The organism is Bifidobacterium miconisargentati (genome assembly GCF_019331675.1).
Classification (GTDB): Bacteria; Actinomycetota; Actinomycetes; order Actinomycetales; family Bifidobacteriaceae; genus Bifidobacterium; species Bifidobacterium miconisargentati.
In genome coordinates this window covers 1-18569 of sequence record NZ_JAHBBJ010000019.1, presented here as the reverse complement: position 1 = coordinate 18569, position 18569 = coordinate 1, and the positions used below count along the sequence as shown (strand labels likewise).

Below are 18569 nucleotides of genomic sequence, written 5' to 3'. Positions count from 1 at the left end.
CTATGCGGGGCTTTTCCAACGAGGTCATAAGAGAGGAAGAGAACAACCTCGTTTAATGGTTGACGAAGCGGTTAGACCTCGCCAAGTGTATCTACGCCGTGACCGGCGATCGACTAGTTCAGACGCAGCTCGGTCGACGGAGCGAACAGGTGCATCTTGGCCGGATCGATCTTGATCTTGACGGTGGCGCCGACCTTCGGAAGCGCACGCGGGTTCACACGAATCGTGGTGAGCTTGTTCTGGTCGGACATGACCTGAGAGGCCTCGGCAGCGGAGCCATCGGTGATGATGTTGCCGTAGATGTAGCCATCGGAGCCCAGATCCTCGACGTTCACGACCTTCAGGGAGAAGGCGTTCGGGTCGTCGGCCGGAGCCAGGCCAGCGTCCTCAGGACGGAAGCCGACCACGATCTGGTTGTTGTCCTCCGGGGTGAGCTTGTTGACGGCCTCAGCCGGCAGGTCCACGGTGTCCTCACCGATCTTCGCCTTGCCGTTGACCACCGGGTGGGTGTTCAGGTTCATCGACGGGGAGCCGATGAAGCCGGCGACGAAGACGTTGGCCGGGCGATCGTACAGCTCGGTCGGGGCGCCGACCTGCTGCAGGATGCCGAGCTTGATGACGGCGATGCGATCGCCCATCGTCAGAGCCTCGGTCTGATCGTGGGTCACGTACAGGGTGGTGACACCCAGCTGACGCTGCAGAGCGGCGATCTGGGTACGGGTCTGGACACGGAGCTTGGCGTCGAGGTTGGACAGCGGCTCATCCATGAGGAAGACCTTCGGCTCACGGACGATTGCACGGCCCATGGCCACACGCTGACGCTGACCACCGGACAGAGCCTTCGGCTTGCGGTCGAGGTACTCGGTCAGGTCGAGGATCTCAGCGGCCTTCTCGACGCGCTTGCGGATCTCATCCTTCGGGGTGCCGGCGATCTTCAGAGCGAAGCCCATGTTGTCCGCGACGGTCATGTGCGGGTACAGAGCGTAGTTCTGGAACACCATTGCGATGTCGCGGTCCTTCGGCTGCATCGTGGTGACGTCCTTGCCACCGATGAGGATGCGGCCCTTGTTGACCTCTTCCAGGCCGGCGAGCATGCGCAGGGTGGTGGACTTACCACAGCCGGAAGGGCCGACGAGGACGAGGAACTCGCCATCCTTGATATCAAGATTCAGATCATCCACGGAGGGCTTATCGTTGCCCGGGTAGATACGAGTGACGTGGTCGAAAACGACTTCTGCCATAATTACTAATCCTTTCAGAGGCAGGTACGTGCCTCACGATCCGTTGTAAAGGGATTTGTGGTTATTACTATGCTTCGACCTACCGTAGCCATCTACTACATTGCTTCCGGGAACTGCAAGCCTCAGCGTTCACTTTTCCTGGTTCAGTGAAGGTTCTCTTCGTTGAGCCACCACTCACTATACACGGCCCTCGTACAAACTCAAGGACAGACGCGCGAAAACTTTCGCATCGCGTGTCGCGTGTCAGGCGATCCCCGGTGGGGTGTCTAACGGGGTGTTCGTCGGCTCTCGGATGCCGACAAACACCAACCGGTCTGGGCTCCCCTCAGTCGGCTGCGCCGACAGCTCAGCCGTAATTGCGGACGAACTTCGTTCGCATTTTGTTGGCTCGACTGTCGTCTCGCACATTGCCTGCAAACAGCTCCGCCGTTTGCTTCACGGCAATGTCCTCACAGAGGGGAGCCGAAATGAATCACTCCTGTTCGAAGGTGACGCCGTTGCGGTGGGCCTCACGCTCGGCCTTGCGCTCGTCACGGCGTTCCTCGGCGGCCTCGATGCGCTGGATGCGCAGCTGGCGCCAGTCCTCGCGCATGTCGCGGAATCGTTCGAGCAGCGTCGGATCGGTATCGTCGTCAGGCAGGACAGCGGGTTTGGCCGCGGCGGCCCCGGCCGCGCCATCGGCGAGGTGGGCGACGCCCATCTTCAGCAGGCCCAGCAGTTCGCGCAGGGTCTCCGGAATGGGCTCGTCGCCTTCGTCGGCGGACTTGGCGAGCCCCTCGATGCGACGGCGCAGGGCGTCCGCGTCCTCGGGGTCGATCTTGAGCCCGGCGATGAGCGACTGACGGATGGTCTCGTAGTCGAGGTTGGCGAAGAAGTTGAGCTGCTGAAGGGTCATGAAGCCCTTGAGCTCGGGGAATCGGTGGACGATGTACTCCTCGCGGTCATCGGCGGCGCGGGTCCAGTCGCGGGTGAGCTGCGGGTCCCAGCTGGCGGTGATGGAGCCTTCGCGCATGCGGTAGTGGTAGAGGGCCTTGGGCAGACGCACCACGCGCGTGGCCTCACCGATCACGTTGCAGATGCGGGAGAGGTCCTCGATCTTGCGGCCCACGGGAAAGGCGAACCCGGTGTTCTGGTAGGTGGAGGCCGGGGCCAGGAACGCCCAGAAATAGCCGTCGATCTCGGCCTTGACCTGCTTTTTGATGGCCTCGACCGGGGTCAGGACCTGCACTTCGGAGTAGTCGTTGTGGCGGTAGCTGGACAGCAGCGGCTTGTCATTCTCGGAGATGGTGTCGAACTGGAACATCACCAGGTCCGCGTCGTAGTCGCGCATGGCGTCGAGGCAGTCCTGGACCAGCGTGGGAGCCACGGTGTCGTCCGAGTCGGCGAAATAGATGTACGCGCCGGTGGCCTTGGCGATGCCGGCGTTGCGCGCGTCGGACAGGCCTCCGTTGGGTTTGTGGATGACCTTGATGCGACCGTCCTTGGCGGCCCAGGCGTCGCACATGGCCGGACAGCGGTCCGGGGAGCCGTCGTCCACCAGCAGGATCTCGAGGTTGGGGTACGTCTGCGCGGTCACGCTCGCCACGCATTCGTCAAGATAGCGTTCGACTTTGTACACCGGGATGATGATGCTGACCAACGGATCATGTTCCATATATCCAGCGTAACGCCACGATGCGAACGTTCGCCAGAGCGCGGGCGGCATTCGGGCGGGGTCGATGGACGGCCGCCGCATCATACGGGACTCTTCGGCGATTCCACGGGCGCCCCACGGCAGAACAGCTGCCGAAAATGGCAGTCTGCGCACCGGCTCCCCCGGTTATCGGGGCGACTGGGTTAGGATTTGCAGGTAAAGGACATGGCAGGAGGTGCGGCGATGCGCAGCGTCAGGGTCGGCGTGGTCGAGGATGACCCGGTGGCATGCCAGCGGATACTGGACTACCTCAATCAATATCGCAGCGAGACGGGCGTGGAGTTCACGGTCGCCGTGTTCGACGACGGCGAGGCCATCGTGGAGCAGTACACGCCCACGTACGACATCCTTTTCCTGGACATCGAGATGGCGCACCTGGACGGCATGTCCGCGGCGCGCCGGATCCGCGAGCGCGACGATTCGGTGGTGATCGTGTTCATCACGGCGGCCCCGCAGTACGCCATCAACGGATATCAGGTGCAGGCGCTCTCATACCTGCTCAAGCCGGTGCCGTACTTCGCGTTCCGTCAGGAGCTCAAGCGGTCCATCGATATGGTGCGCCGCCGTTCGGACGGGTCGCTGCTCATCGAGGCCGGCGGGCGGCAGATCCGGCTGGAGCTGGCGGATGTGGTGTATATCGAGTCGATCCGGCACACCATCATCGTGCATACGTTGGATGGCAAGCTCTCGGTGTCCGGCACGCTGAAGGATTTCGAGGAGCGGCTGGCCGAGCAGGACTTCTTCCGTTCCAACTCCTGCTATCTGGTGAACCTCAGGCATGTGGTGGGCGTGGATGGGCAGGACTGCGTGATGTCGAACGGCGAGCTGCTGCGGGTGAGCCGGCCCCGCAAGAAGGCGTTTCTGACCGCGCTGACGAACTACATGGGCGCGGCCGGGCCGACCGCACGGGCCGGCATCGGAGCCGGTGCCGGTGGTGTCGGTACCGGTGGTGTCGGTACCGGAACCGGTGAGACCGGCGCTGACGAACGGCCGGCAGACGGCCAGACCGCTGCGACCGGGACAGGAGCCGCGTGATGGGCGGGACGACCATCACCAACGCGCTGCCGGACATCCCCCGCTTCTACACGGCCATCTGCGAATGGATGGCGTGCGTGACGTATCTGCTGGTCATCTACCGGCGCGTGCCCCTGTCGCGGACGATCGCGGTGGGCGTGCTGGGTCTGGCGGGCATGATCGGCATCCAGTACTTCGATGGCGCGATGCCGCTGTGGTTCTGGGTGATCGGCATGCTGCTGGCGTTCGGCGGCATGTGGGCGATCGTACGGTTGGGGGCCGGCACCGGCAATCGCGAGGGCCTGTACATCACCGCACGCGCGTTCGTATTGGCGGAGTTGGTGGCCTCACTGCACTGGCAGCTGGTCACGTTCCTGCAGTACGGAGTCGGCATGCCGCCCAGGGAACCGTACGCCACGCTGGTGCTGATCGCCACGTACGCGATCGGGTTCGCGGCGGCCTGGGCGATCGAACGCAACAACTTCGCGCACGATGCGCCGACCGACACGACCCTGCAACTTTCGGTGGGCACGGTGGCCATCACCATCGTGACGTTCGCCATGAGCAACCTGAGCTTCATCTCCACCAACACGCCGTTCTCCGGCACCGTGGGCCAGGAGGTGTTCTACATCCGCACCTTGGTGGATTTCTGCGGGTTCGCGATCCTCTACGCCCAGCAGGAGCAGGCGCGGCGCATGGCGGCGAGCGCCGAACTGGCCTCCATCAACGCGCAGCTCAACAGCCAGCATCAGGAGTATCTGGCGTCCAAGGAGAACATCGAGGCCATCGGACGGCTCGCGCATGACCTCAAGCATCAGATCGCGGCGTTGCGGGCCGAGGTGGATCCGGAGCATGCGGCTGCCGGATTCGAGCAGCTGGAGGCGTCGGTCGCGGCGGCGAGCGCGCAGCAGCATTCCGGCAATCCAGTGCTGGACGTGATCCTGACCACCAAGATGCGCACGTGCGCGGACCGGGACATCACGCTCACGGCGGTGGCGGACGGCAAGCTGCTGGCGGACATGTCGTCGATGGACATCGCCTCGCTGTTCGGCAACGCGCTGGACAACGCCATCGAGGCGACCAGCAAGCTGCCGGACAAGCAGCAGCGGCTCATCCGGCTGGCCCTGTACGGGCAGGGGCGGTTCACGGTGATCCGCGTGGAGAACTACTACGACTCCACGCTCAGGAAGGACTCGACGGGCGCGTTGCGCACCACCAAGCGGGATGCCGCGCGGCACGGGTTCGGCGTGAAGTCGATCCGTCATATCGCCGCGCAGTACGGCGGCGAGGTGACGATCCGCACCGAGGACCACTGGTTCGTGCTCACGGTGCTGATTCCGCGGTAGGCGGGGCTCCGGTCACGCTAAGGCACGGTCGAACGACCGTAACCGCACGAATACCCCAGTGACTCATCAGGCGGTTGCCGGACCAGTACGGGCTGGCACCGGACGGCGAACCGGACGGACCGGACGGACCGAACGGACCGGACGAACCGGACGAACCGAAAACGCAGCTCCAGGACCAGCCGAACAGACTGTATGTTCGCGTCCGAACGATGGTCACGCGAACTTACAGTCGTTTCGCGGCCCTCAACGGACTGTATGTTCGCGCCGGCCTCGTTGAGACGCGAACATACAGTCCGTTGGATGGTATTTCGGCACAATGCCGGGCGATTACCGTTTCCGCGGTAGGCGTCAGAAGTCCCAATCGTCGTCGTCGGTCTCCTCGGCCTTGCCCATCACGTAGGAGGAGCCGGAACCGGAGAAGAAGTCGTGGTTCTCGTCGGCGTTGGGGCTCAGGGCTGCCAGGATCGCGGGGTTCACGTCACAGATCTCGGCCGGGAACAGGGCCGGATAGCCGAGGTTCATGAGGGCCTTGTTGGCGTTGTAGTGCAGGAACTTCTCAACGTCCTCGACCAGGCCCACGCCGGAGTACAGGGATTCGGTGTATCCCACCTCGTTGTCGTACAGCTCGTTGAGCAGGTCGTAGGTGTAGTCCTGCAGGTCGGCACGCTCGGTGTCGGTGAGCTGGGCGATGCCCTTCTGGTACTTGTAGCCGATGTAGTAGCCGTGCACGGCCTCGTCGCGGATGATGAGGCGAATCACGTCGGCCGTGTTGGTGAGCTTGGCGTGCGCGGAGAAGTACATCGGCAGGTAGAAGCCGGAGTAGAACAGGAACGATTCGAGCAGGGTGGAGGCCACCTTGCGCTTGTACGGGTTGTCGCCCTCGTAGTAGTCGAGCACGATCTCGGCCTTCTTCTGCAGGAACTCGTTCTGCTCGCTCCAGTCGAAGGCGGCGTCGATCTGCTCGGTGGAGCACAGGGTGGAGAAGATGGACGAGTAGGACTTGGCGTGCACGGACTCCATGAACGCGATGTTGGTGTACACGGCCTCCTCGTGCGGGGTGAGCGCGTCCGGGATGAGGGAGACGGCGCCGACCGTGCCCTGGATGGTGTCGAGCAGGGTCAGGCCGGTGAACACGCGCATGGTGAGTGTGTGCTCCTCCTCGCTCATCTGCTGCCAGGAGGGGATGTCGTTGGAGACGGGGACCTTCTCGGGCAGCCAGAAGTTGCCGGTGAGGCGGTCCCAGACCTCGAGGTCCTTCTCGTCCTCCAGACGGTTCCAGTTGATGGCCGAGACGCGGTCGATGAGCTTGAGCGGCTTGCGCGGAATGGAAATCGGTGCCATGGTTCTTTGTTCCTTTTACGGTTGGTGCGGTGGGTTGAAGACATGCGGTTTCTCTGGCTTCCCTCTCTGTGAGGGCATTGCCAACAAAATGCGAACGAAGTCCGTCCGCAATTGCGGCTGAGTTGTCAGCGACAGCTGACTGAGGGGAGTTCCGCTGCGATGAGACTCCCCTCAGTCACCCTGCGGGCGACAGCTCCCCTCAGAGAGGGGAGCCAGAGAGTGGTCAACGAGAACGGACTCTGATTGTCTGATGCGTGTGGCCTCTAGGCGCACCGAGAGAAGGCACCAAGGACATCAGATCACCAGCGGGCAGAATCGCGAATGATGTGTGCGGAGACCGCCGTCTAAGGCCGAAGGTGCTGAGCCGTATAAGGGACAGCCCAGTGGGCTGTCCCTAGGCGAGGGGAGCAACTTCGCTGCGACGATTGCGCGTCAGCGCAATAGGTACGTCGAGTGCCGCAGAAAGACGGTATACGCTCCATCATTCGCGATTCTGTCAGAGCATGCAGGAGACGCAGCCGGCCACTTCAGTGCCTTCCAGGGCCTGCTGGCGGATGCGGATGTAGTAGAGGGTCTTGATGCCCTTGCGCCAAGCGTAGATCTGGGCCTTGTTGAGGTCTCGCGTGGTGGCGGTGTCCGGGAAGAACAGCGTCAGGGAGAGGCCCTGGTCGACGTGCTGGGTGGCTTCGGCATAGGTGTCCACGATGGCCTTCCAGCCGATCTCGTAGGCGTCCTTGTAGTACTCCAGATTGTCGTTGGTCATGTAGGCGGCCGGGTAGTAGACGCGGCCGATCTTGCCTTCCTTGCGGATCTCGATCATCGAGGCGATCGGGTGGATCGAGCTCGTGGAGTGGTTGATGTACGAGATGGAGCCGGTGGGCGGCACGGCCTGCAGGTTCTGGTTGTAGATGCCGTCGCGGATGATCGCGGCCTGCAGTTCCTTCCAGTCGTCGACCGTGGGGATCGCGACGCCGAAGCGAGCGAACAGCTCGCGGACGCAAGCGGTGCGCGGCTCGAGCGAACGGCGGCCGTCGGTGTACTTGTCGAAGTAGTTGCCCTGGCCGGCCGGCTTGGCGTACGCGGAGGTCGGGAAGCTCTTGAACGCCTGGCCGTGCTCCACGGCGAGCGCGTGCGAGGCGCGGTAGGCATGGTAGGCCACGGTCATAAAGTACATGTCCGTGAAGTCGAGGCCCTCCTCGGAGCCGTACATGATGCCTTCGCGGGCCAGGAAGCCGTGCAGGTTCATCTGGCCAAGGCCGATGGCGTGACCCTCCTCGTTGGCGCGGCGGATCGAGGGCACGGCGTTGATGCTCGTGTGCTCGGCCACGGAGGTGAGCGCGCGGATCGCGGTCTCGACGGCGCCGGCCAGGCCGCCGCCCATCGCCTTGGCGATGTTCAGCGAGCCGAGGTTGCAGGACACGTCGCGGCCCACATGGTCGTAGCTCAGATCCTCGTGATAGGTGCTCGGCTCCTGCACCTGCAGGATCTCGGAGCACAGGTTGGACATGGTCACGCGGCCCTCGATGGGGTTCGCGCGGTTGACCGTGTCCTCGAACACGATGTACGGGTAGCCGGATTCGAACTGCAGTTCGGCGATGGTGGTGAAGAACTTGCGGGCGTCGATGTAAGTCTTCTTGATGCGATCGTCCGCCAGCATCTCCTCGTAGTGTTCGGTGACGGAGATGTCCGCGAAGGGCTTGCCGTAGACGCGCTCCACGTCGTACGGGCTGAACAGGGCCATCTGCTCCTTGCGCTTGGCCAGTTCGAAGGTGATGTCCGGGATCACCACGCCGAGGGCCAGGGACTTGATGCGGATCTTCTCGTCCGCGTTCTCGCGCTTGGTGTCCAGGAAGCGCAGGATGTCCGGGTGATGGGCGTTGAGGTAGACCGCGCCCGCGCCCTGGCGCGCGCCGAGCTGGTTGGCGTAGGAGAAGGAGTCTTCCAGCAGTTTCATGACCGGGATCACGCCGCTGGACTGGTTCTCGATGTGCTTGATGGGCGCGCCGAGCTCGCGCAGGTTGCTCAGCAGCAGGGCCACGCCGCCACCGCGCTTGGACAGTTGCAGGGCCGCGTTGATGCCGCGGGAGATGGATTCCATGTTGTCTTCGATGCGCACCAGGAAGCAGCTCACCGGCTCGCCGCGCTGGGCCTTGCCGAGGTTGAGGAACGTGGGCGTGGCCGGCTGGAATCGGCCGGCGAGCATCTCGTCCACGTACGCGATCGCCTGCCGCTCGTCGCCGGCGGCCAGTTCGAGGGCCACGGCGGCGCAACGCTGCGGGAAGTCCTCGAGGTAGCGCTTGCCGTCGAAGGTCTTGAGCGCGTAGGAGGTGAAGAACTTGAAGGCGCCGAGGAACGTGCCGAATTCGAAGCCGGTGGATTCGGCGTGCTCGTAGAAGCTATCCAGGAAGTCGGCGGAGTACTGGTCGAACACCGCGGGGTTGTAGTACTGGTGCTCGATGAGGTAGTTCAGGCGCTCGACGGTGGAGTCGAAGGTCACGGTGTTGGGGGCCACGTGTTCGGTGACGTACGCGCGCTCGGCGGCCTTGTCCTTGTCGAACTGGATCTTGCCGTCCGCATCGTACAGGTTGAGCATCGCGTTGAGCGCGTGGTAGTCGCGGGACGGGTCGTTGGTGCGTTCGGCGGCGGTTGCGGCGGTGTTGTCCAGCGACAGGCCGGTGTTGGTGAAATCGGTCATAGTGATTCGGGGGTTTGGAGTTGGTGGATGGGTCGTAAGCGAGTTGCCGTGCAGGGACACGTTTGTTTTTCTGGCTCCCCTCCCCGAGGGGAGCTGGCTCGCGCAGCGAGACTGAGGGGCGCCACGAAGCAGGCTGGCCGGGACTCCCCTCAGTCGGCTTTGCCGACAGCTCCCATCAGAGAGGGGAGCCAGAACCAATCAGGACGTGAAGAAGCGGACGAGGCCGTCGCGTACGGCGGCGGTGTCCTCCGGGGTGCCCATGAGCTCGTATTTGTAGAGGAACGGCACGTGGCATTTGGCGGAGATGATGTCTCCGGCTGCGCAATACGCCTCGCCGAAGTTGGTGTTGCCGGAGGCGATGACGCCGCGTATCCACGCCCGGTTCGCGGGGTCGTTCAGGAAGCGCTTGACTTGGATCGGCACGGCCTTCTTGATCACGCCGCCGCCGTACGTGGGCACCATGATGACGTATGGTTCGCGCACGTTGAGCGGCGGGTCCGCAGGTCTGAGCGGCACACGGTAGACGTTGATGCCGTACTCCCCCAGCTTGCAGCCGGCCACGAATCGCGCGGTGTTCTCGGATGCCGAGGAGAAGTAGACCAGCGCGCCGATCGGCTCGCCCTGCGCCGCGTATTCGGGGGCGCTGGGCGTTGCGGCAGTCGCGTTGTCCGGCGAATTTCCTGACGTGGCGGCCACGGCCACACCGTCACGACCGGCGGCCGATACCACCCCACCAGACGAAGGTGCGGGCGCGGCCGTTACGTCCGGGCTCACGCGGCGACCGGAGCGGTCGCGGCCACGACGGCCTGCTTGGCGACTTCGCGGATGAGGTCCGGACGGTAGCCGCTCCAGGAGTTGTCCGGCGTGATGACGACCGGGGCCTGGCGGAAACCGGCGGCCGTGAGCTGCTCGAGCGTGGAGGGGTTCTCGGAGAGATCCACGGTCTCGAACGGCACACCGAGCTTGGTGAACTGGCGCTTGGTGGCCTCACACTGCGGGCAATGCGGCTTGGTGAACACGGTGACGGTCATGGTGGCTCCCCTTGACGTAGAACAATGAAGCGAACGCCATATTACAGCCGCACGATTCGCAATCAAGCCACTATGGGTAGTGGCGTGTTGCGTACGCAAATACTAGATGTAGTGTTTTTGTTGATTTTCCGCCGTTTCCGCAAGACAGCCGCGAAGTCCCGTGGAACGACCCGCCCATCCGCATGTGGCATTGTTCACATTTGCCGGTTCACCGACGGGCCCCTCATCGAGGGGCCTTACCGCACCGGCAATAATCGAAATTCCGCAAGACTACCCCTCAGTCGGCTTCGCCGACAGCTCCCCTGACAAGGGGAGCCATGGTCGGGAGCAAAAAGCCCGGCCGGACGCTCACGGGGAGACGTCCGGCCGGACCTTGGGGAAGAGAAAGAAGAAATCAGAAGAATTGAGATAGGCTCTGTTAAACCAAGATTGACATAGCCCTTATTCTTGGCTCCCCTTGTCAGGGGAGCTGTCGGCGAAGCCGACTGAGGGGTAGTCCAATGGAATTCATGTCAATCTTGGTTTAACAGAGCCTTGAGATATGGGTTATGCGGCCTCCTACTACTTGTTCTTGGGCATGATCCAGAACTTGAGCAGCGGGTAGCTCACCACCACGGCCAGCAGCGTGTTGACCACGGAGGCGATGGTGCCGGCCACGCCGGCGTTCATGCCCCAGCCCTGGCACAGCGCGGTCACGTAGCCCGGCAGCACGAGGTTCACCACCACGATCACCACGGCCAGGATCGCGTACTTCCAGGCGGCGTCCCTGAAGCTGGAATCGGACTTGAACACCCACTTCATCTGCACGAAGAAGTTCACCACCTGGGCGATCACCTCGGCAAAGAGGAAGGTGAGGAAGCCGCCCAGGCCGTTGCCGGACTCCGGGTAGTTGAAGATGAGGAAGTGGAACGGCGTGGTCAGACCCAGTCCGGCCACGAACACCGCGGTGCCGATCCACGTGACCACGAAGCGGGAGATGGTGGAGATGTTCGAGAGCACGTTGAACAGGATGAACTCCCAGATGGTGGGGTGGTCCTTGATCCACTGGCGGATGGGGCCGAGTTTCTTGCCTTCGGCCGGGGCGGCGGCCTTGTTCGCGGTGTCAGTCATGGTTGAGCTCCTTTGCGGTGCGCTTGTTGGCGGATTGGTTGCGGAAGAATCCGGCGATGAGTCCGCCGAGTCCGCGGAAGGTGTGGCCGTTGGCGATCTTGACGATGGCGTCCACCATGGCCGAGTCGACCATGCCCTGCGTCATCTTGCTCATGGCGCGTGGCGGCATGTTGAGGATGAACAGCGTGTTGAGGTCGGGAGCACCGGTCTTCTGGCGGGTCTTGGCCTCGCGGCTGATGAGCGTTTTGGCCACGGTCCGGGCCACGAATCCACGTGAATCGACCCAGCTGGAGATCGGGTCGTTCACACCGAACACGGTGGGCTTGCCGGGGGCGATGACCTCGCGACCGAACAGCACGGCCATTTCGGTATCGGTCACGTGCTTGACGTCGCCGCCGAGGTAGTGGCCCAGCGCGGGGTCGGCGGGAGCGGCGTCCACGTCGCCGGCCACGGCGAACGGTGTGACGAGCGGCAGATGTTCGGCATCCGTGCCCACGGCGAGCGTCCAGATGCCCGATTCGATGGCCCAGCGGTCGGTTTCGGTGTCGAAGTGACGGAAGGTGTACCGGTCGAAGTCGATGCGCACGGCCTTCGACTCATGCGCGTCCAGTTCGACCTTGACGAAGCCCTTGAGTTCGCGGGCGGGGCGCAGCACGCCGCCGGTCGGCTCGCCTGTGCCGAGTTCCGTCCGGGAGGGTCCGGAGACGTACAGCTGGGCGACGGTGGCGCCGGGCACGTCGGAATCGTTGGTGACGGTGAACTGCACGCCGGTTTCGTCGGCGGTGAGTCCGGTGTACGTGAACGTCGAGTAGGACAGGCCGTAGCCGAACGGGAAGCGGACGGGTACGCCGGCGGTCTCGTAGTACCGGTAGCCGACGAATGGGCCCTCGCGGTAGATGGCGTCGCGTCCGATGGCCGGGTACCAGCCGGAGGACGGGCAGTCGTCGTAGCGCAGAGGCCAGGTTTCGGCCAGGTGGCCGGACGGGTTGACCTGACCGGTCAGCGCGCGCACGGTGGCGGAAGCGCCGGCCTGGCCAGACAAGCCGACGTACAGCACGGCGGCCACGGCATCGAACCACGGCAGTTCGACCGGGGAGCCGGCCACGAGCACCACGATGACGGGCTTGCCGGTGGCGGCCAGGGAGTCCACGAGGTCGTTCTGGACCTGCGGGATGGCCATGGTGGAGCGGTCGAGGCCCTCGGATTCGCTGCGCTCGTCAAGGCCGACCACGGCGATGACGGCGTCGGTCCCGTCCGCGGAGGCGAGCGCGACGGCCTCGTCGATGAGGGACTGGCTGGCGGCGCCCTGACGGTCGTAGCCCTGAGCGTAGCCGGTCACGGTGATGCCGGTTTCGGCGGCCGGGGCGGAGTGTCGCAGCTCGTCCAGGATGTTCTCCTCGCGGGTGGCGTTCACCTTGGAGGAGCCGGAGCCTTGGAATCGCGGCGTTCTGGCCATGTCGCCGACCACGGCCACGCGGGTGCCGGGTTTGAGCGGGAGGATGGGCGCGGCGGCCGTGTCGGATGCGGCAGCGGCTGCGGCGGCACCGTTCTTGAGCAGCACGGCCGACCCTTCGGCCACCTTGCGGGCCACGGCATGGTGCGCGGCGGCGATGTCGTCCTTGAGCAGGTCGTTGCGGCCCACGCCTTCAGTGCGGGTCAGGCGGGCGATCTTGGCGATCTCGGCGGCGCGGGCGCTCAGGTCCGCCTCGGAGAGCGTGCCAGCCTTGACCGCGCCTTCGAGCTCGCGCACGGACGTGTATCCGGGGCTCGGCATTTCGAGGGAGCCGCCGGCCTTGACCGCGGCCACGGCGGAGTTGGATCCGCCCCAATCGGAGACGACCATGCCGTCGAAGCCCCATTCGTCGCGCAGGATGTCCTGCAGCAGGTGCTTGTTCTCGTGCGCGTAGACGCCGTTGACCTCGTTGTAGGAGGTCATGATGGTCAGGGGCGCGGCCTCGCGCACGGCGATCTCGAAGCCGGTCAGGTAGATCTCGCGCATCGTGCGCTCGTCAATCACCGAATTGGAGGCCTGACGGCGCAGCTCCTGGCTGTTGACGGCGAAGTGCTTGGGGCATGCGGACACGCCGTTGGACTGGATGCCGCGGATGAGGCCGGCGGCCATGCGGCCCGCCACGATCGGATCCTCGGAATAGTACTCGAAGTTGCGGCCGCACAGCGGGTTGCGCTTGATGTTGAGGCCCGGTCCGAGCAGCACGTTCACGTCGAGATCGTGCGCCTCCTTGCCGAGCGCCTCGCCCATCTCCTCGGCAAGCGCCGGATCCCACGAGTTGGCCACGGTGCCGGCGGTCGGGAAGCAGGTGGCGGGCTTGGATTCGCCCAGGCCCAGATGGTCGCCCTCGCCGAGCTGGCGGCGCACGCCATGGGGGCCGTCGCTCATCACGAAGCTGGGGATGCCGGCGCGTTCGTTGCCGCGTGAATCCCATTCGGAGCCGCCGGAAAGCATCGCCGCCTTCTCGGCCACCGAAAGTTCTTCGAGTTCCATCGCTGTCTCGTCCTTCCTTGCACTGTCTGCCGGGCACCGGGCGCGCACCGGTTGGTTGCATGCGTCCGGGCCGCGTACTCGCGTACTGGTTGCGTATCTCTCCAGCGTGATCGCCGCGCCGCCTTGCAGCATGCGATCCGCCGCTAGTCTGATTCAATCAGGTTCGCGAGGCCGCGGTGGGCCGCATTACACAACCTGTCGTTTCCCGCGCACAATCGGTCGGAAGGACGTATTGGAACGATAAGCGGTCTTTTGGATAGAGAACCACATGCCTTCTGTATCCAAAAGACCGCAAATCACTCTCCTAGCGGTCTTTTGAGTACAGAACCACGTCCCTTCTCAGCTCAAAAGACCGCACGGCGATTGTTTGAGGCTAGAAACAGATGTCTTCTAGCCCCAAACAGTCGTGAATCGCCGTGCTGGAGATTGTTTCGTGCTAGAAGCAGCGATCTCCTATCACGAAACGGTCGCGGACTGCTGTCCCAGACGTTCCTTTGCTCATGGGAACGACTACCTGCGGAATCAAGGAGACCGCGGCCGAGGCTTATGCGGCCTTGGTCTCGCGCACCAGCTCGTCATCGGCGAAGGTCATGCCGGGGCGGTATTCGGCCATGTCCGTTTCGCTGATCTCGCGCAGCACGCGGCAGGGCACGCCGACCGCGACGGTGTGCGCGGGGATGTCATGCGTGACGACCGAGCCCGCACCAATCGTCGTGCCTTCACCGATGGTCACGCCGGGGCAGATCGTCACGTTCGCGCCGATCCAGCAGTCGTCGCCGATGGTGACCGGATCGGCGAACATGAATTCGCGCATGGCCGGGTTGATGGGGTGGCTGACGGTGGCGATGTTCACGGACGGGCCGAACATGACCCGCTCGCCGATGGTGATGCGGCCGTCGTCGATGAACGAGCAGTTGACGTTGATGTACGTGCCGTCGCCGATGGTGATGTTCGTGCCGTAGCAGAAGTAGAACGGCGGTTCGATCCAGGCGTTCGCCGGAGCGCCGAGGATTTCGGCGATGAGTGCGGTACGGCCCTGCGTATCGGCCGGGTCGATCTCGTTGAATCGCTTCATCCGGCGCTTGGCCGCGAGCCGGTCCTCGGGCAGGCCTTCGCAGTAGTCGGTGAAGAGCTTGCCTTCCGCGATGCGCTGGCGCATGGTTTCCTGCATGATGGTTCCTTTCTTTCGGGCCTTTCTGGTCTTTCTGGTCGTTTGGGTGAGGGGCGTGTCAGTCGGATTCTCGCGTCACATTCCGCAGCCATCGGTGGGTGCGATAGTGGACGATGACGGCGGGGATCTTGAGAAGTTCGTCGATGTTGAGGATGACGTACACGGCCATGACCGGCAGCTGCCAGACGAACGCGGCGAGCATGCCCATCGGAATCACGATGGCCCATATCGTCACCGCATCGCACACCATGCCGAACCGAGAATCGCCGCCAGCCGGGAAGATGCCGCCCACGGTGATGGAATTGAGGGCCTTGCCGACCACGTAGTAGGCGCAGACGAGCAGCATGCCGGACAGGTACTCGTTGGCCTGCGCATCCAGAAGCGACCAGCGTAGGACCAGCGGGCGAATCATGAGGATCACCGCGCCGATTGCCGCGCCGAGCGCCAACGCGCTGCGGCACAGCCAGCGGCCGACATGGCGCGCCTGGGCGAGGTCGCCGCGGCCCATGATGCCGCCGAGGAGGATGCCGCCGCCGGAGCCGAGTCCGGCGCACAGGCAGACCAGCAGGTCCTTGATGATGTTCGCCACTGAGTTCGCGGCCACGGCGTCCGTGCCGAGGTGGCCCATGATGATGGTGTAGGTGGCGAATCCGCCGCCCCAGATGATTTCGTTGCCGAGCACGGGCAGGGTGTACCGCCAGTAGTCGCGTTCGAGGATGGACGTGGACGTCCGGGTGGTGCGGCGGTCGGTATTGCCGGGGATGGTGTTGCCGGAGCCGTTTGCGGGATCGGCTTTGGCATTGACGGTGCGATTGATTCCGGTGGTCTCGACCTTGGCCTTGCATTGTGCGGACACGGGGATCATCGCGTGCCATTGCACGCCGGGAGCGTTATGGCGCCTCGAATCCTGCCAAACCTTCCAACAGGACCAGACGCATTCGACCGTACGGGAAACGACCGTGGAGATCGCGACGCCGGTCACGCCGAGCCGCGGCATGCCGAGCCAACCGAACAGGAGCATGGCGCTGGTCACGATGTGCAGCGCGACGCCGGCGGCGCTGATGATGGTGCCGGTCCGCGCGCGGCCGGTGTTCTTGAACAAACAAAGGTTGATCTGGCTGACGCCGATCAGCACGAACGCGAGCGACGTGACGACAAGGTAGTGGGAGCCAAGGCCGATGAGTACCGCATCGTTCGTAGTGATGCGCATCAGCAGATGCGGGACTGCGGCAGCCAGGACGGCGAACACGGCCGACAGCGCAATCGTATGCCGCATGACGAACGTGATGACCTGCTGCACGGCACCGGCATCTCCCTTACCCCAATACTGGGCGATGAGAGTGCTGGCACCGATGGCGAAGGCCATGAGGAACAGGTCGAAGATGAATTGGAATTGCGTGGCGAGGGACACCGCGGACAGGGCGTTCTGGTCGACCGCGGCCAGCATGAACACGTCGAAGGCGTTGGACAGGACCAGCACGAATTGCTGGAATGCGATGGGCAGGGCCAGCGGACGCAGTTGACGGGCGAAATCGCGGAAAGTCGATTCACTGGCCATCATTGGCTCCTTCCGCCCTTGTTTGCCTTGTTGATCTTATTGCGCATGGCTTGCAACCGTCATCCATTACACAGCAATATCGGATTGAGAGGCACGGAAAAATAGCAGAATCAGCATGGTTTTTAGCATTATTTGCTATGTTGGCAGCAGTGCCATACGCGGCATACACACTCCTTTGCCAAAGTATTCAAGGAATCGATGAGTCATGGCAGCACGCAATAGCGACATCCAGCAGGAAATCGCCGGGCCGGATCCGGCACGGCTGCGGGTTGACGGTTCGGAGCGAGTCCGGTACGACTATCCCACGTTCTTCTCGTATATCCGCGAAGGACGGCTCTCCTCGTACCCGCACATGCGCGCGGAATGCCATTGGCATGACGATTGGGAGTTTCTTATCGCCCGGCGTGGGCATCTGACGTATTTCGTGGACGGCGAGCGGATGCGCATCGAGGAGGGGCAAGGCATCTTCGTCAATGCCAGGCGACTGCATTACGGGTATTCGGAGGACGGCACGGATTGCGAGTTCCTGTGCGTGCTGGTGAACCAGATGCGCGTCGGCGCCACGAAGGACGTGCTGGAGCGGTTCATTCTGCCCGCCTGCAGGACGGACAGGCCGCCGTATCTACTGCTCGATGGCAGTGACGGTTATGGTTACGCCCATACGGTTCTGGAGTCATTGGACGCGATGGCGACCGCGCGGGACGAATACGATGCACCGCTGGCCGTGCTGAGCGGGTTCTACTCCATCGCGCGGGCGTTGAACGGCATGATGGAGACCCGCACGTCCAACGATGGGTCGGGCGATATTGCGAATGGAATCACGACAGTCAAATCGGACAATCGTCGCGTATCCGCAACGCATCGCCGTACCAGCAGCCGTCTCACCGCGTTGACTGCCATGGTCGATTCCATACAGGCGAGTTACGCCCGTCCGTTGGCGCTGGACACGATTGCCGTCGCCGGTGCCGTAAGCCGGAGTACATGCTCCGCGATCTTCCGTGACTATCTGCATCAATCGCCCATCGACTACGTCACGGACGTTCGTTTGCGGGCGGCCACGGAACTGTTGAAGACCACCGACCTGTCGGTTTCCGCAGTCGCCGCACGTTGCGGGTTCAATTCAGCGAACTATTTCACGCGCGTCTTCCGCGCCACGCTGGGTCTTACTCCTCTTGTCTATCGTGAGGGGCGGGGTCGGTAGCGTTCATACGGGTTGCACGGTCCTTCGGGTACGCAACCGTGTGCCTTCTGTACGGGAAGGACCGCGAATCGGCTTATCAGCGGTCCTTTGGGTCCGGAAGGGACATATTCCTGTACTCAATGGACCGGAAATCCCATGGCTCTGTTAAACCAAGCTCGACATGGCCCTTATTCTTGGACTCCCCTTGCCGGGACATCGCCGTGGAGCAAACGGCGGTGCCGTTCGCAGGCGATGTGCGAGACGACAGTCGAGCCGGCGGAACGCGAACGGAGTTCGTCCGTAATTGCAGGACGGGCTGGCCGCGAAGCCGACTGAGGGGTGGTCAGACATGGATTCATGTCGATCCTGGTTTGACAGAGCCAATCCCGTTCCAATGGTCTCTTGGGCACGGGAACGATGCTTTCCACCCCGAAGACACCGGATATCGCCGGAACGGTCAGTCCGTGCGGGGCAATGGGAGGGCCCATACGGTTCTTTTGTCCGGATATGCGAGAAGGGGAGGAACCATGTGGTTCCTCCCCTTCTCAGGAAATATATAGCGGCGGTGTGCTACTCTCCCACACCCTGTCGGGTGCAGTACCATCGCCGTGCCAGGCCTTAGCTTCCGGGTTCGGAATGGGACCGGGCGTCTCACCTGGGCCATGACCGCCGCAAATCTTGAATTA

General features: G+C 63.4%; 13 protein-coding genes and 1 rRNA gene. 3 read left to right on the top strand and 11 right to left on the bottom strand.

Annotation, left to right across the window (positions count from 1 at the left end; all coding sequences use genetic code 11):
* Positions 1-113: 113 nt before the first annotated feature.
* Both KIH81_RS10600 and KIH81_RS10595 read right to left on the bottom strand, forming a co-directional pair.
* Complete coding sequence (locus KIH81_RS10600) at positions 114-1241, bottom strand: ABC transporter ATP-binding protein (RefSeq protein ID WP_109057808.1); 1128 nt, start codon at positions 1239-1241, stop codon at positions 114-116.
* Between the two features lie 472 nt (positions 1242-1713).
* Positions 1714-2895, bottom strand: a complete 1182-nt coding sequence (locus KIH81_RS10595; protein ID WP_214305287.1) for a glycosyltransferase family 2 protein — start codon at positions 2893-2895, stop codon at positions 1714-1716.
* Positions 2896-3099: 204 nt separating this feature from the next.
* On the opposite strand from KIH81_RS10595, the gene KIH81_RS10590 reads away from it, so the two are divergent.
* Positions 3100-3969, top strand: a complete 870-nt coding sequence (locus KIH81_RS10590) for a LytR/AlgR family response regulator transcription factor (protein ID WP_236029537.1) — start codon at positions 3100-3102, stop codon at positions 3967-3969.
* Entirely contained in the window at positions 3969-5294 is a 1326-nt protein-coding gene (locus KIH81_RS10585; protein ID WP_214305286.1) for an ATP-binding protein, read from the top strand. The genes KIH81_RS10590 and KIH81_RS10585 overlap by 1 nt, the downstream gene beginning before the upstream one ends.
* 348 nt (positions 5295-5642) lie before the next feature.
* On the opposite strand, the gene nrdF is transcribed toward KIH81_RS10585, so the two are convergent.
* The 8 genes from nrdF to KIH81_RS10545 all read right to left on the bottom strand — a co-directional run bounded on the left by nrdF (position 5643) and on the right by KIH81_RS10545 (position 16706).
* Positions 5643-6635, bottom strand: coding sequence for a class 1b ribonucleoside-diphosphate reductase subunit beta (nrdF, locus tag KIH81_RS10580; RefSeq protein WP_214305285.1), 993 nt, complete (start codon positions 6633-6635; stop codon positions 5643-5645).
* Positions 6636-7131: 496 nt separating this feature from the next.
* Entirely contained in the window at positions 7132-9330 is a 2199-nt protein-coding gene (gene nrdE / locus KIH81_RS10575) for a class 1b ribonucleoside-diphosphate reductase subunit alpha (RefSeq protein WP_214305284.1), read from the bottom strand.
* Between the two features lie 198 nt (positions 9331-9528).
* A complete protein-coding gene (nrdI, locus tag KIH81_RS10570; protein ID WP_338024763.1) occupies positions 9529-10026 on the bottom strand; it encodes a class Ib ribonucleoside-diphosphate reductase assembly flavoprotein NrdI in 498 nt (165 codons plus the stop codon).
* 74 nt (positions 10027-10100) lie between these two features.
* Entirely contained in the window at positions 10101-10361 is a 261-nt protein-coding gene (locus KIH81_RS10565) for a glutaredoxin family protein (protein WP_214305283.1), read from the bottom strand.
* A gap of 561 nt (positions 10362-10922) precedes the next feature.
* Complete coding sequence (locus tag KIH81_RS10560) at positions 10923-11471, bottom strand: GtrA family protein (protein WP_214305282.1); 549 nt, start codon at positions 11469-11471, stop codon at positions 10923-10925.
* Positions 11464-13974, bottom strand: a complete 2511-nt coding sequence (gene gluB / locus KIH81_RS10555; RefSeq protein WP_214305281.1) for a beta-glucosidase GluB — start codon at positions 13972-13974, stop codon at positions 11464-11466. Before gluB ends, KIH81_RS10560 begins: the two co-directional genes overlap by 8 nt.
* Positions 13975-14518: 544 nt before the next feature.
* Positions 14519-15145 (bottom strand): sugar O-acetyltransferase, encoded by a 627-nt coding sequence (locus tag KIH81_RS10550; RefSeq protein ID WP_214305280.1) that lies wholly within the window; start codon positions 15143-15145, stop codon positions 14519-14521.
* Between the two features lie 58 nt (positions 15146-15203).
* The gene (locus KIH81_RS10545; protein ID WP_214305279.1) at positions 15204-16706 is read right to left on the bottom strand and encodes an MATE family efflux transporter; all 1503 of its coding nucleotides are present in this window, start codon (positions 16704-16706) and stop codon (positions 15204-15206) included.
* Between the two features lie 202 nt (positions 16707-16908).
* Here KIH81_RS10545 and KIH81_RS10540 point away from each other — a divergent pair, with 202 nt between their 5' ends.
* Entirely contained in the window at positions 16909-17904 is a 996-nt protein-coding gene (locus KIH81_RS10540; protein WP_214305278.1) for an AraC family transcriptional regulator, read from the top strand.
* 536 nt (positions 17905-18440) lie between these two features.
* Here the strand turns inward: KIH81_RS10540 and rrf are convergent.
* Positions 18441-18557: ribosomal RNA gene (rrf, locus tag KIH81_RS10535) — 5S ribosomal RNA — on the bottom strand.
* Between the last annotated feature and the right edge of the window lie 12 nt (positions 18558-18569).

Excerpts from the sequence above, each read along its gene's own strand:
- KIH81_RS10590 (WP_236029537.1), top strand. The coding sequence starts at position 3,100 with ATGGCAGGAGGTGCGGCGATGCGCAGCGTCAGGGTCGGCGTGGTCGAG.
- KIH81_RS10595 (WP_214305287.1), bottom strand. The coding sequence starts at position 2,895 with ATGGAACATGATCCGTTGGTCAGCATCATCATCCCGGTGTACAAAGTC.
- KIH81_RS10550 (WP_214305280.1), bottom strand. The coding sequence starts at position 15,145 with ATGCAGGAAACCATGCGCCAGCGCATCGCGGAAGGCAAGCTCTTCACC.
- KIH81_RS10545 (WP_214305279.1), bottom strand. The coding sequence starts at position 16,706 with ATGATGGCCAGTGAATCGACTTTCCGCGATTTCGCCCGTCAACTGCGT.
- KIH81_RS10540 (WP_214305278.1), top strand. The coding sequence starts at position 16,909 with ATGGCAGCACGCAATAGCGACATCCAGCAGGAAATCGCCGGGCCGGAT.
- gluB (WP_214305281.1), bottom strand. The coding sequence starts at position 13,974 with ATGGAACTCGAAGAACTTTCGGTGGCCGAGAAGGCGGCGATGCTTTCC.
- KIH81_RS10600 (WP_109057808.1), bottom strand. The coding sequence starts at position 1,241 with ATGGCAGAAGTCGTTTTCGACCACGTCACTCGTATCTACCCGGGCAAC.
- KIH81_RS10560 (WP_214305282.1), bottom strand. The coding sequence starts at position 11,471 with ATGACTGACACCGCGAACAAGGCCGCCGCCCCGGCCGAAGGCAAGAAA.
- nrdE (WP_214305284.1), bottom strand. The coding sequence starts at position 9,330 with ATGACCGATTTCACCAACACCGGCCTGTCGCTGGACAACACCGCCGCA.
- nrdF (WP_214305285.1), bottom strand. The coding sequence starts at position 6,635 with ATGGCACCGATTTCCATTCCGCGCAAGCCGCTCAAGCTCATCGACCGC.
- KIH81_RS10565 (WP_214305283.1), bottom strand. The coding sequence starts at position 10,361 with ATGACCGTCACCGTGTTCACCAAGCCGCATTGCCCGCAGTGTGAGGCC.
- KIH81_RS10585 (WP_214305286.1), top strand. The coding sequence starts at position 3,969 with ATGGGCGGGACGACCATCACCAACGCGCTGCCGGACATCCCCCGCTTC.